Below are 12540 nucleotides of genomic sequence, written 5' to 3' on the forward strand. Positions count from 1 at the left end.
ACGGGACCCCCGCGTCACAGATACAGGCCCGCGTCCGCGTCGCCGCCCGGTTGGGACGGGACGGACGCCGGCGGGGTGCCGCGGCGGAGGGCGTAGAGCTCGGCCAGGGTCGCGCCCTCGCGGGACACGCCCTGGTCCGTGCCGAGCCACGACACCGCTTCCGGGCGGGTCAGCGGGCCGACCTCGATGCGGGCGAGGCAGCGGCCGGGGCGGACGACGGCCGGGTGGAGGCGCTCGAGGTCCTCGTTGGTGGTGACGCCGACGAGGACGTTGCGGCCCTGGCCGAGGAGGCCGTCCGTGAGGTTGAGGAGGCGGGACAGGGCCTGGCCCGCCGTGTGCTTGGCCTCGCCGCGGATGAGTTCGTCGCAGTCCTCGAGCAGGAGCAGCCGCCAGCGGCTCCTGGACGTGCCCTCGTCCTCCCCGATCGCGATGTCCATCAGATAACCGACGTCGTTGAAGAGCCGTTCCGGGTCCAGCACGCAGTCCACCTGGCACCAGTCGCGCCACGAGCGGGCCAGGGTGCGCAGGGCGGACGTCTTCCCGGTGCCGGGCGGGCCGTGGAGCAGCAGGAGCCGGCCCGCGATGTCGTCGGGCGTGACCTTCATCAGCCGGTCCATCGCGTCGGCGACCGGCGCGGTGTAGTTGGGCCGGATTTCGTCCCAGGTCCCGGCGGCGATCTGCCGGGTCGTGCGGTGCGGGCCGCGCCGCGGGGAGACGTACCAGAAGCCCATGGTCACGTTCGAGGGCTCCGGTTCGGGCTCGTCCGCCGCGCCGTCGGTCGCCTCCTTGAGGACCTTCTCGGCGACTTCGGAGGTGACCGCCGTGACCGTGACGTCCGCGCCGCGGTTCCAGCGGGAGATCAGCAGCGTCCAGCCGTCGCCCTCGGCGAGCGTGGCGCTGCGGTCGTCGTCGCGCGCCGAGCGCAGCACGGACGCGCCGGGCGGCAGCATCGTCGCGCCGGGCCTGACGCGGTCGATCGAGGAGCTGTGCGAGTACGGCTGCTCGCCCGTCGCGAAGCGGCCGAGGAACAGCGCGTCGATGACGTCGGAGGGCGAGTCGCTGTCGTCGACGTTGAGCCGGATCGGCAGTGCGTCCTGGGGGTTGGCAGACATGCCGCCCATGATCCGGCACGCCACCGGCCGCCGCACCGTCTTTTGCCGGTGCGGCGGCCGGTCCGATCGTGGTCACGCCCAGCGGCGGCGGGCCGGCGCCACTGCCCGGCGGGTCCGGCGCACCACGGCGTAGCCCTTGGTCAGCGTCCGGTCCACGGCGAAGTTCCGGGCGACGGCGAGAGCGTGCCCGTCGAGGAGCCGTTCGAACTCGGCCGGCCCCGTGCCGCGCCGCACCGTCAGCCGCCGCAGCGCGTACGGGCCCTGGCGCGGCGCCGCGCGCGCGTTGCCGACCGCGAGTGCCTGGGTGAAGCCCGCCGTACGGACGGCGGCGCGCACCCGGCGGTCGGAGTAGCCGTACGGATACGCGAACGAGACGGGCGCGGCGCCCAGTTCCCGGGCGATGAGGTCCCGGCAATGGACGGTCTCGTGGGCGAGGCGCGGGCCGTCGAGCTGGTCGAGCTGGGGGTGGGTGTGGGCGTGGCCGCCGATCTCCGTGCCGGCGGCGGCGAGTTCGCGCACCTGCTGCCAGTCGAGCATGGTGTCGAGCGCGTTCCCCCGGTCGTACGGTCCGCGCAGCCAGCCGGTGGTGACGAAGACGGTGGCGGCGAAGCCGTGCCGGGCGAGGACGGGGAGGGCGTGCCGGTGCACGCCCTCGTAGCCGTCGTCGAAGGTGATCAGCACGGGGCGTTCCGGCAGCGGACGGCGCCCGCCGGAGCGCCACGCGTCGCCGAGCCGCGCCGTGGTGACGGGGGTGAACCCGCGTTCCGCGAGCATCTCCATCTGCCGCGCGAAGGCGGCGGGGGAGACGGACAGGCCGTACGCCGCCGGGGCCGGCCGCTCCCCGACGGCGTGGTACATCAGGACGGGCACCGACGGGGTCATGGCCCGGCCCCCGAAGAGGCCCCCGAAGAGGCCCCCGAAGAGGCCCCCGAGGAGGCCGCCGAGGAGGCCGCCGCCGGGCTCGCGGCGATCGGCCCCGAGGAGAACGTCACGCCGCCGCGCGCCCGTACGCCGCCGACGACGTATCCGGCGGACGCCGCCGCGACGCCCGCGACGATCGCGCCCGCCCGGCCGGCGCCGCCCCGGCGGCCCCGCAGCGCGTCGCGCAGCCCGCGGACGACTCCGGCCGGCAGGACCCGGGTGGTGTAGCGGCGTTCGGACTCCAGTCCCTTGGCCGCGCCCACGCTACGGGCCACGAGCGCCTTGGACAGGCCCTCCGCGTAGGTGCGGGTGCGGAAGTAGCCGAACCGTTCGCGGGCGGCGGGCACCTTGTGGTGGATGACCGCGCGGTCGTCGATCAGCAGCAGCGCGCCGGGCAGCGCCCGGGTGAGGCGGATGCACAGCTCGGTCTCCTCGCACCCCAGTGGCCGCCGGTCGCCGTCGCGTCCGATGCCGGTGGCGAAGCCGCCGCAGGCGTCGAAAGCCGTACGCCGGAAGGAGGCGTTGCCGCCGAGTACGTTGCGCACCCGGACCCTTCCCGGCGGCAGGCCCCGGTACGTGCAGCCGACGACCCAGTCGAACTCCTCCGGGAACCAGGCGGGTCTGCGGCCGGAGGACCAGGCGGGCAGGGTGCGCCCGCCGACGGCCATGACGCGCGGATCCCCGTACGCCTCGGCGAAGTACCGCAGCCAGTCGCGCTCGGCGACGGCGTCGTCGTCGAGGAAGGCGACGAACTCCCCACGGGACGCGCCGATCCCGGTGTTGCGGCCGGCGGACAGGCCGCGGGGACCCGCGTTGGCGAGCACCCGCACGCCATGCGGCTCCCGCTCGTACCGCTCGCGCAGCCGCCGCAGCAGCGCCGGATGGTGGTCGACGACCAGCAGCGTCTCCAGGGCGGGCAGCGTCTGGCGGCGTACGGAGGAGACGGCCGCGAGGATGTCCTCCCAGCGGTCCTCGGTGTACGCGCAGATCACCACGGAGAACCGGCGTCCGTCGGGGGACGGGCTCACGACACCTCTCCTCGCGCCGGCCGGGAGGCCGGAAGGCCGGGGTGCGCGGGGCGCAGGCGGGCGGCCCGCCGTACGCGCTTCTCCTTGAGGATCACCTTCAGCACCCGCAGCCCGTCCCGGACGGCGCGCAGATTGCTGACGCCGTGGATGCGGAGGTACTCGTGGCTGGGCACCTCCTGGACCCGCAGCCCCGCCTTGACGACCCGGATGTTCATCAGGGTCTCGATCTCGAAGCCGGTGCAGTCCAGGGCGATGTCGTCGAGGCAGTGGCGCCAGAAGGCGTTGTAGCCGTAGCAGAGGTCGGTGTACCGCGCGCCGAACTTGGCGTTGACGACGGCGCACAGGGCCCGGTTGCCCAGTTTGCGCACCCAGGTCATGTCGTCGGTGCCGCCGCCGTTGGCGAACCGTGAGCCCTTGGCGAAGTCGGCCCCGGAGACGAGGGCGGAGACGTAGGAGACGATCTCCTGCCCGTCCGCGGAGCCGTCGGCGTCGACCATCACGATGATGTCGCCCGTGCAGGCGGCGAATCCGCTGATCAGGGCGTCGCCCTTGCCCTTGCCGAGCTGCTGGACGACCGTGACGCCGGGCCACAGGTCGCGGGCGACCGCGACGGTGTCGTCGGTGGACCGTCCGTCGACGAGCACCACTTCGTGGATCCAGCCGGGCAGGGTCTTGAAGACGTGCGGAAGGTTGGCCGCCTCGTTCATCGCGGGGATCACCACGCTAACGGGCGGGGTGATGGCGAGGTGCGAGGAGATCGGCCGGTATCTGCCCGGTGTACGGGCGTGTTCGTTCACCGGATCGTGCCCCGGGGCGGCCGGGTGCAGGACTGAGCTCATGGGCCTTGTTCCCTCTCTACCGGCGGGCCGCCCGCGTGCGGGCGGCCCGGATGAGTGTCCGGTTCGAAAGGGGGGTTCTACTCATCCGCCCATGGCGGAGCGCCGCTCCGCGCCGGGTGGTAGAGCCGGCATCACTGGCCGCGCCGTCCACGGCTCGACAGGTGCGCGAGCGCGGGAACGGACACGGCACCCCCCTGCCGTGACAACCCCCGCCCGGACCCCTCGCGGTGCCGATGCCCTCCCCTGAGCCGCGTTGCGTGATGGGCCGGTGCGGGTGGAAGTATGACGGTATTGATGATTGGGACTGTATGACAAGACCGCCGTAAAGACCCCTGTTTGCATCACCTTTGAGGACGGATCAGAGCCGTTGTGCGGTACCGCCCCAACTGCCCCACTGACTCGTCAGTAACAATTTTTGACATGGACACTTCCGAAGAACCTCCTGCGCTGCTAGGAAAGTTGAGGCAGAGATTCTGCTAAAGGGAGGTTCCATGAAACTGTCCCGAGCCGCGGCATTCTCATCCTCACTCCTCCTCGGCGCCGTCCTCGCTCTCACCGGAGCGGGCACCGCGCAGGCCGACACCACCGCCCAGTCACTGGACTACGTGGCACTCGGCGACTCCTACTCATCAGGTGTGGGAGCCGGCAGTTACGACAGCGCGAGCGGTAACTGCAAGCGCAGCACCCGGGCCTATCCCAAGCTCTGGGCCAACGCCAATTCACCCTCGTCGTTCGCCTTCACCGCTTGCTCAGGTGCTCGTACGGGTGATGTCACGGCCAATCAGCTCGCCCCCCTCACCTCCGCCACCGACCTCGTCTCCATCACCGTCGGCGGCAACGACGCCGGCTTCGCCGACGTGATGACCACCTGCGTCCTCCAGTCCGAGTCCAACTGCATCAGCCGGATCGAGCAGGCGAAGGCGTACGTCGACACGACGCTGCCCGGCAAGCTCGACCAGGTGTACTCGGCGATCAGCGCCAAGGCCCCCGCCGCCAGGGTGGTCGTCCTCGGCTATCCCCGCTTCTACCAACTGAACGGCAGCTGTCTCGCGGGCCTGACCGAGAACGAGCGGCGCGCCATCAACGGCGCCGCCGACCATCTCAACGCGGCGACCGCCAAGCGTGCGGCCGACCACGGCTACACCTTCGCGAGCGTCGTCGGGACGTTCACCGGCCACGAGATCTGCTCCGGCTCGTCCTGGCTGCACAGCCTCAACTGGCTCAACATCGGGGACTCCTACCACCCGACGGCGGCCGGCCAGTCCGGCGGCTACCTGCCCGTGTTCGACTCCAACGCCTGAGCGCAGCCGTGACCGGCCCGCAGTCGCGGGCCGGTCACGGTCCTTCTCTCACCCGCCGCCCGCCACCAGCCAGACCAGTGCCACGACGCAGAGCAGCAGCAGCGCCACCCCCACCACCAGGACCGTCGTCGCCCGCCTCGAGGCGTCGGACTGGGGGACCACGCCCGTGGCCATGGGCAGGTCCGGCCGCGGAGCGGCCTTCGGCGGGGAAGCGGCGTCCGGCCCGGCCGCCGTGTCCGGCGGGGTCCGCGGCTCGGACGCGACGTCCGCCGCGTGCGTCCGTACGTCACCGCCACCGCCGCCCGCGCTCGCCAGGCGCAGCAGGTGCTCGGCCTCCGCGGCGTCGAGACGGTCCGCCGGATTGCGGTGCAGCAGACCGGTGATCACCGAACCGAGGGCTTCGCCGGCCGGCGCCGACCCTTCCTCGCCGGCATCGGGAGACGCGCCCGACCGGGAGCCGGCGCCGAACGCCGAGCGCCCTTCCACCGCGGCGTGCAGCAGTGCACCCAGCGACCACAGGTCCGATTCCGGGCCCGGCTCACGGCCCGCGACCGTCTCCGGCGCGCCGAACTCCGGGGAGTCGCGGTCCGTCACCGTCCCGAAGTCGGTGACCATCACCCGGCCGTCGTTGGTCATCAGCACGTTCGACGGGTTCACGTCCCGGTGCAGCACGCCCGCGGCGTGCGCGGCGCGCAGCGCGGCCAGCACCTCTGCCCCGACCTGGGCGGCCCGGCGCGGCGGCAGCGGGCCCTCGGCGTCGAGGAGGTCCGCGAGGGTGAGCCCGCGCACCAGTTCGCTGACGATCCACGGCCGGCCGTCCTCGGTGACCACGTCGTGGACGGCGACCGCGTTGCGGTGCGAGACCCGGCCGGCGGCGCGGGCGGCGCTCTCGAGATGCGCGTACAGCCCGCGCGCCTCCCCGGGCGTGAGCGCGGCCGGCGCCCTGACCTCCCTGACCGCGACCTCGCGTCCCAGCACCTCGTCGCGGGCCCGCCACAGGATGCCGCCGCCGTCCTCCTCCAGCGGGCTCAGCAGGCGGTAACGGCCCGCGATCAGCCGTACGGTTCCCGGCGTCGCCGGTACGTCGCTCATGGCGGGCCCCCTGTCCGCAACCAGTGCCGCAGCATGGTGGAAATCACTCCAAGCTAGCTCAACTCGTCCGAGATGTAGCGGCCTTGATTGGCCATCAGTACGATGGCGGCTGGAAACCACATACACGCTGTCCAACTCGCCCTGGAAACAGTCGTATTCGGAGAGTAATGGTCAACGCGCGTACGAGTGCGGTGAATCATGCAGGTGGGATACACGGGTGTCCCGGCGGGGCGATAGGGTTAACCTGCCCGGGCCGGGTGCCTCGTACGGGTGGGGAGTGACATGGATCAGATAACAGTGCGCAGCAGGGCACGAGTACCTGCCATCACCTGCGGGAGCGGTGCGACCAGTTCGCGTCTGGACCGCCATCTCTCGGTGCTCGGCGGCCCCGCCGTCCCGCAGCGTGAGACGGCCGAAGCGACGCTCCTGATGCGTGAACTGACCTCGCGTGACGTGGCGCACAGCCGCCGGAGCAAGAGCGCGCGCGTTTCGCTCTTCGCGCCGCTGCGCCGGCTGCGCCGCTCGCTCTTCGGCAGCCGCGGCTGACCCAACGCCCGGCCCGCCACCCACCGGCCCTCCGCGTCGGGACGACCGCGCCCACCCCGCTCAGGCGACCACACCGTCCCGGCGCAGTACCGCCGCCGCTTCGTCCGTCATCCCCACGGCCCGCAGCAGCGCGTCGGTGTGCTCGCCCAGGCCGGGAACGTCCCCCATCCGAGCCGGTTCCCCGTCCGGCAGCGTGATCGGGGGCAGCATCGCCCGCAGCGGTCCCGTCGGCGACCCGACCTCGCGCCACCGGTCCCGCGCCTCGAGCTGCGGATGGGCGGCCACGTCGGTCATGCTGTTGAGCCGCGCGCAGGCGATCCCCGCCGCCTCCAGCCGCGCGACCGCCTCCCCGGTCTCCAGGCCCGCCAGCGCCTTGGCCACCGCCGCGTCCGTCCGCTCCCGGTTCGCCGTACGCGCCGTGTTCGTCGCGAACGCCGGATCGGCTCCCAACTCTGGTCGCTCCAGCACCTGTTCGGCCAGCCGCCGCCACTCGCGGTCGTTCTGCACCGACAGCAGCACCTGACCGCCGTCCGCCGTGGCGTAGGCGTCGTACGGCGCGATGACGGCGTGCGCGAGACCGGTGCGCGCCGGGGGCTCGCCCCCGTGCATCCCGTGGTGCAGCGGATGCCCCATCCACTCGGCCAGCGACTCCAGCATGGAGATCTCCACCGGCCCGCCGCGTCCCGTGGCGCCGCGCCGCAGCAGCGCCGCCAGGACGCCCGAGAAGGCGTACATCGCGGCGGCGATGTCGGCCGCCGGGACGCCCGCCTTCACCGGCTGCTCCGGTGTGCCCGTCACGGAGACGAGCCCGGCCTCGCACTGCACGAGCATGTCGTACGCCCGCTTGTGCGCGTACGGTCCCGTCGATCCGTAGCCGGAGATGTCGACGGCCACCAGCCGCGGGTGCTCGGCGCACAGTGCGGCGGCGTCCAGACCGAGCCGGGCGGCCGCGCCCTGCGCCAGATTCTGCACGAACACGTCGGCGCCGGCCACGAGCCGGTGCACGACCTCCAGGCCGCGGGGGTCCTTCAGGTCCACCGCGATGGACTCCTTGCCGCGGTTGCACCACACGAAGTGCGACGCCAGTCCGCGGGCGGCGGTGTCGTACCCCCGCGCGAAGTCCCCGCCGTCGGGCCGCTCCACCTTGATCACGCGGGCGCCCAGGTCGGCGAGCTGCCGGGTGGCGAACGGGGCGGAGACGGCTTGCTCGACGGCGACGACGGTGATGCCGTGCAGGGGCAGTGGCTGTGGCTGATGACTCATGCGCCGTGCATATCGTGTACGTGCCAGGTTTGTCACGACCCCGGCCTGTTCCCCTACCCGCCCCAGCCCCGCGCACCGTCACAGCAGCGCGACCTGACCCTCCGGGCCCTCCTCCGCGTGGTCCAGGACCGACGCCGGGCGGCGGCACCGTGACGGTGGTGGGAGGACGCCCGCCGCGCGGAGGGCCGAGGCCGGCAGCCGGTCCGGCGCGGCGGTCAGCGACGCCCGCCGCGGCGCGAGTTCGGACAGCATCGCCAGCACGGTGATCAGTTCCAGCAGCTCGGAGGTCCACCGCTGCGGCCACTCCGCCGGCCGCACCGCGTCCAGAGTCCCGGGCTCCCCGACGGCCGTCCGCTGCTCGAACCAGAGCTCCAGCACCCGCGCGCCACCCACCTCGTAGTCCCAGGCCGCCGCCGGCACCGGCGAGACGCGGCCGGTGTCCCCGATGAGGAGCGTCTCCTCTTCGGGGAGGTGGGTGACGGACGACGGCCTGGCCGGCAGGGCCGCCCGGACGTACGGGCGGCGGCCGCCCGGCAGTCTCGGGCGTTCCGCGCCCCGCGCGCCGCGCAGCATGACGCGGACCAGTTCGCGCCCCAGCGCGACCCCGGCCGCCCAGACGCCGGCGTCCGCCGTGAGCGGGACCGCCCACCCGGCCGGCGACGGCCGCGCGGCCGCCACCACCCACGCGGCGACGTCCTCCGCGTCCACCTCGCACCCGTACCGCTCGCCCAGCGCGTCCGTCAGACCGGGCGCGAGGTTGGGCTCGCGGCCGCCCGGCCGCCGGTACAGCGGCCGGATGCGGCCCGGCCGGCCCGCGGGCGTACGTCCGTCCGGCAGCAGCCCGGTCACCACGACGGCCGTGCCCGCCTCGACGACGAAGAGCTGGTGGTCGTCCCGGACCCGCCACAACTCGGGCCGTGCCACGTCGATCAGCCGGTGGTCCGGTATCAGCCACTGCTCGTCGAAGGGGCCGTGCAGCACCCGTACGGGCTCCGGGCAGCGTCCGTTCTCGCGCGCGAACCGCCCCGTGCCGGTCCACCGGCCGGGGAGCTGCGCCACCGCGCTGTGCGGTCCCCGCAGCCGGGTCGGGCGGAACAGCGCCTCGCGTTCGCCGCCCTCCGCCCGTACGAGCGTGTCCCAACGCGCCCGCAGACAGGCCGCGTCCGGGGCCATCACCCAGCTCCGGCCCGGTCGCAACGGCGCGACGGACCACGGCATGAGGTCGTCGAGCAGCGGCACGTCCTCGGTGAGAGCAGTCACCGTCCGATGCTATTGGGCGCCGACGGGACGTCCAGTCCGCGGCTGGCTAGTCAGCCGCGTCCAGTGTGACGGAGAACGAGAACCGGTCCCCGCGGTAGCGGATGCGGGCCACGTCCACGACCCGGCCGGAGTCGTCGTACGTCACGCCGGTGTAGTGGAGGATCGGGCTCAGCAGCGGCACCCGCAGCAGCTCGGCGGTCCGCGGGTCCGCGAGGCGGGCCTCCACGGTGTCGGTGATCCGGCTGATCCGGACGCCGAGTGAGTCCCGCAGGACCTTGGTCATCGGCCAGCGCTCCAGGTCCGCGAGGTCGAGGCCGGCGGCGACGTCCGGACGCAGGGCGTTCTCCGCCCAGTTGGTGGGCTCGCCGGTGTCGCCGTCGCAGCGCAGCCGCCGGTACATCACGATCTCCGCGGCGTCCGGGAAGTGTTCCGTGATCTCACCGGGCACCGGCTCGGGGCCGTGGTCGAGGATGGTGGTGCGCTCGCCGGACTGCTGGGCGACGATCGCGTCGATGGAGCCGAGGAGCCGGCGGGGCGCGCCCCGCCGCGCTCCCGGTTCGATGAAGGTGCCGCGCCGCCGGTGCCGGCTGATCAGCCCCTCCTCCTCCAGCTCCTTGAGCGCCTGGCGCATGGTGAGGACGCTCACGCCGTAGTGCTGGGCGAGCTGCTCCTCGGTGGGCAGCCGCAGCGAGGCCTCGGGGGGCCGGCCGAGTATCGAGGCGCGCAGCGACTGCGAGACCTGGTACCACAGCGGCAGTTTGCGGTTCAGGACCAGCGAGTCAGGGGCGAAGGAGGTCACGGCATCTCCGTACACGGCATCTCTCCACTACGGCCTGAAGTGGCGCTCCAGACCCTGCCATACGTCGTCGTACCCCTTCTGCAGGTGGTCGGCGCCGGCCGCCTGCCCGGTCGCGGTCACCGGCCAGCGCGTCTCGAACATGAAGGCCAGCCCGTTGTCGATCTTCTGCGGCTTGAGCTCGGCGGCGCTCGCCCGGTCGAAGGTCTCCCGGTCGGGGCCGTGTGCCGACATCATGTTGTGCAGCGAGCCGCCGCCCGGCACGAACCCTTCCGCCTTGGCGTCGTACGCGCCCTCGATGAGGCCCATGTACTCACTCATCACATTGCGGTGGAAGTACGGCGGGCGGAAGGTGTCCTCGCCGACGAGCCAGCGCGGTGCGAAGACGACGAAGTCGACACCGGCGAGGCCGGGGGTGTCGGACGGCGAGGTCAGCACCGTGAAGATCGAGGGGTCGGGGTGGTCGTACGAGATCGAGCCGATCACATTGAAGCGGCGCAGGTCGTAGACGTACGGGACATGGTTGCCGTGCCAGGCGACCACGTCGAGCGGGGAGTGGTCGTAGGTCGCCGCCCACAGGTTCCCGCAGTACTTGTTGACGACCTCCACCGGGCGCTCGACGTCCTCGTACGCGGCGACGGGGGCCAGGAAGTCGCGGGGGTGCGCCAGGCCGTTGGCGCCGATCGGGCCGAGGTCGGGGAGCTGGAACGGCTGCCCGTAGTTCTCGCAGACGTAGCCGCGGGCGGTCGGGTCCAGCAGCTCGACGCGGAAACGGACACCGCGGGGGATCAGGGCGACCTCGCCGGGGCGGACCGGCAGCAGCCCGAGCTCCGTCACCAGCAGCAGCCCGCCGCGCTCGGGAACGATGAGCAGTTCACCGTCCGCGTCGCTGAACACCCGGTCCGTCATCGACGTATTGGCGTGGTACAGGTGCACGGCCATACCGGTGCGCTGGGTGGCGTCGCCGTTGCCGCCGAGGGTCCACAGACCTGCCAGCCAGTCGGTGCCGGGCGCCGGCTCCGGCAGCGGGTTCCAGCGCAGCCGGTTGGGGTCGGGCACGGTCTCGGTGAAGGGGGCGCTGCGGACATGGCCGTTGTCGACGCGGACGAAGGGCGGGTGCGCGGCCGAGGGGCGGATCCGGTACAGCCAGGAGCGGCGGTTGTGGGCGCGGGGCTCGGTGAAGGCCGAGCCGCTGAGCTGTTCCGCGTAGAGACCGAGGGGGGCGCGCTGGGGCGAGTTCCGCCCGTGCGGGAGTGCGCCGGGCTCCGCCTCGGAGCTGTGCTCGTTGCCGAAGCCGGGGAGGAACGACCGGTCGGTCAGCCCCTCGACCCTCTTCCGCGCCTGCTCGGTGCCGTTCATCGTCCGCTCCTGGTGCTGAAGGATTCACTGAATCCATTCCTATGGACAACAGTAGGATTGCAGGTCCACCCCCTCCACGGCAACGGAGCGGCATGATGGACGGCGTGTCCCAGGCTCGTCGACCGCTTCCCGACGCCGCGCATCTGCGCCGCGTGCCGGTCCAGCAGCGCAGCGCCGACCGGCTCGCGCGGATCCTGGACGCCTGCGCGGAGGTCCTGGACGAAGCGGGCTACGAGGAGCTGTCCACCCGCGCTGTCGCGGCCCGGGCCGGGGTGCCGATCGGCTCGGTCTACCGCTTCTTCGGCAACAAGCGCGCCTTGGTCGACGCCCTCGCACGCCGCAACCTCGACGGATACGCCGAGCGGATCGCGGCGCGCCTGCCCGAGGTGCGGGCCGACGACTGGCGGGGCGCGGTCGACGTCGTGCTGGACGAGTATCTGGCGATGAAGCGCTCCGTGCCGGGGTTCGCGCTGGTCGACTTCGGCGCGCAGCTCCCGGTCGGCACCCCTGCCGCCGGGGCCGACCCCGACGTGCCGGGACGGCTCGCGGACCTGCTCGCCGGGCATCTCGGCCGCGCGGTGGACGAGGAGCTGCGGCGGGCGGTCCTCGTCTCGGTGGAGGCGGCGGACGCACTGCTCCAACTGGCCTTCCGGGTGCGGCCGTCGGGGGACGAGAAGATCGTGACCGAGACGCGCGAGCTGCTGCGCGCGTATCTGGCGCGGATCCTCGACGGGGCGTGACCGATCACGCCTGCGACGCCCGCCGGCCCGGCGATCCGCCGTGCCCGGCCGACCCGGTGGTGGCCAGCGACGCCCGCCGTGCCCGGCCGACCGGGTGGTGGCCTGCGACGCCCGCCGTGAACCGCCGACGGTCGGTTCGGTGCGCCGACCGGCTGACCCGCCGTGCACGCTGTGGCCCGTCGTGGACGACCGAGGGTCGCTGGTGGCCGGTCGTGAGCGTTGCGCCCGGCTGGTGGCCGGCCGACCCGCCGGCCCGGCGGCGACCCGCCGCGCCCGCCGTGGA

The 12540-nt window shown here is 73.1% G+C and carries 12 protein-coding genes; 3 read left to right on the top strand and 9 right to left on the bottom strand.

What is annotated here, in order from left to right; genetic code table 11:
* Nucleotides 1-14: 14 nt before the first annotated feature.
* The 4 genes from ACFYOP_RS32800 to ACFYOP_RS32815 form a co-directional block, all read right to left on the bottom strand.
* Nucleotides 15-1112 (bottom strand): DUF5925 domain-containing protein, encoded by a 1098-nt coding sequence (locus tag ACFYOP_RS32800; protein WP_356899171.1) that lies wholly within the window; start codon nt 1110-1112, stop codon nt 15-17.
* Between the two features lie 72 nt (nt 1113-1184).
* Nucleotides 1185-1994, bottom strand: a complete 810-nt coding sequence (locus ACFYOP_RS32805; protein ID WP_356899172.1) for a polysaccharide deacetylase family protein — start codon at nt 1992-1994, stop codon at nt 1185-1187.
* On the bottom strand, nt 1991-3061 hold the full coding sequence (locus ACFYOP_RS32810; protein WP_356899173.1) for a glycosyltransferase family 2 protein: 1071 nt from the start codon (nt 3059-3061) through the stop codon (nt 1991-1993). Before ACFYOP_RS32810 ends, ACFYOP_RS32805 begins: the two co-directional genes overlap by 4 nt.
* The gene (locus ACFYOP_RS32815) at nt 3058-3900 is read right to left on the bottom strand and encodes a glycosyltransferase family 2 protein (protein ID WP_356899174.1); all 843 of its coding nucleotides are present in this window, start codon (nt 3898-3900) and stop codon (nt 3058-3060) included. Before ACFYOP_RS32815 ends, ACFYOP_RS32810 begins: the two co-directional genes overlap by 4 nt.
* 491 nt (nt 3901-4391) lie before the next feature.
* Between ACFYOP_RS32815 and ACFYOP_RS32820 the strand changes: the two genes are divergently transcribed.
* A complete protein-coding gene (locus ACFYOP_RS32820; RefSeq protein ID WP_356899175.1) occupies nt 4392-5201 on the top strand; it encodes an SGNH/GDSL hydrolase family protein in 810 nt (269 codons plus the stop codon).
* Between the two features lie 48 nt (nt 5202-5249).
* Here ACFYOP_RS32820 and ACFYOP_RS32825 read toward each other — a convergent pair whose 3' ends face one another.
* Nucleotides 5250-6293 (bottom strand): serine/threonine-protein kinase, encoded by a 1044-nt coding sequence (locus ACFYOP_RS32825; RefSeq protein WP_356899176.1) that lies wholly within the window; start codon nt 6291-6293, stop codon nt 5250-5252.
* A gap of 282 nt (nt 6294-6575) precedes the next feature.
* On the opposite strand from ACFYOP_RS32825, the gene ACFYOP_RS32830 reads away from it, so the two are divergent.
* Nucleotides 6576-6839, top strand: coding sequence for a hypothetical protein (locus ACFYOP_RS32830; RefSeq protein ID WP_356899177.1), 264 nt, complete (start codon nt 6576-6578; stop codon nt 6837-6839).
* Between the two features lie 60 nt (nt 6840-6899).
* On the opposite strand, the gene ACFYOP_RS32835 is transcribed toward ACFYOP_RS32830, so the two are convergent.
* The 4 genes from ACFYOP_RS32835 to hmgA form a co-directional block, all read right to left on the bottom strand.
* Complete coding sequence (locus ACFYOP_RS32835) at nt 6900-8102, bottom strand: CaiB/BaiF CoA-transferase family protein (protein ID WP_356899178.1); 1203 nt, start codon at nt 8100-8102, stop codon at nt 6900-6902.
* 78 nt (nt 8103-8180) lie between these two features.
* Nucleotides 8181-9320 (bottom strand): type ISP restriction/modification enzyme, encoded by a 1140-nt coding sequence (locus ACFYOP_RS32840; protein WP_356899211.1) that lies wholly within the window; start codon nt 9318-9320, stop codon nt 8181-8183.
* A gap of 88 nt (nt 9321-9408) precedes the next feature.
* On the bottom strand, nt 9409-10161 hold the full coding sequence (locus tag ACFYOP_RS32845) for a GntR family transcriptional regulator (RefSeq protein WP_356899179.1): 753 nt from the start codon (nt 10159-10161) through the stop codon (nt 9409-9411).
* Nucleotides 10162-10188: 27 nt separating this feature from the next.
* The gene (hmgA, locus tag ACFYOP_RS32850; protein ID WP_356899180.1) at nt 10189-11517 is read right to left on the bottom strand and encodes a homogentisate 1,2-dioxygenase; all 1329 of its coding nucleotides are present in this window, start codon (nt 11515-11517) and stop codon (nt 10189-10191) included.
* A 95-nt stretch (nt 11518-11612) separates the two neighbouring features.
* Between hmgA and ACFYOP_RS32855 the strand changes: the two genes are divergently transcribed.
* Entirely contained in the window at nt 11613-12257 is a 645-nt protein-coding gene (locus ACFYOP_RS32855; protein ID WP_388453840.1) for a TetR/AcrR family transcriptional regulator, read from the top strand.
* Nucleotides 12258-12540 lie beyond the last annotated feature (283 nt).

This window comes from Streptomyces sp. NPDC006294, assembly GCF_042870895.1.
Lineage (GTDB): Bacteria > Actinomycetota > Actinomycetes > Streptomycetales > Streptomycetaceae > Streptomyces.